Here is a 244-nt window from a genome sequence, read left to right as displayed (position 1 = left end):
GTACCAGAGCAATAGCCTGGCATCGATGGTACAAGGCAGCTCGCTGAACACCATCCGCCACATGGTAGCCAGCGGTATGGGCATCACCGTGTTGCCTGCTACCTCGGTGTCGCCTGCCGATGAAGGCCTGCTGTCGGTCATACCGTTCCAGGCACCGGCGCCACAGCGCCGCGTGATGCTGGTAACGCGCCGCCAGTTCTTCCGCAAAAAAGCCATCGAAACACTGCAGCAAGCGGTATTCCGC

General features: G+C 60.7%; 1 protein-coding gene. It reads left to right on the top strand.

Annotation, left to right across the window (positions count from 1 at the left end; genetic code table 11):
* Positions 1-25 precede the first annotated feature (25 nt).
* Positions 26-244 (top strand): LysR substrate-binding domain-containing protein (locus O4G76_RS21410; protein ID WP_269399101.1); only part of this gene is annotated, 219 nt, incomplete at its 3' end.

It is taken from the genome of Limimaricola sp. G21655-S1 (genome assembly GCF_027213785.1).
Lineage (GTDB): Bacteria > Pseudomonadota > Alphaproteobacteria > Rhodobacterales > Rhodobacteraceae > Limimaricola.
Note: the sequence above shows the minus strand (reverse complement) of the source record. Positions and strands in the feature narration are given on the sequence as shown.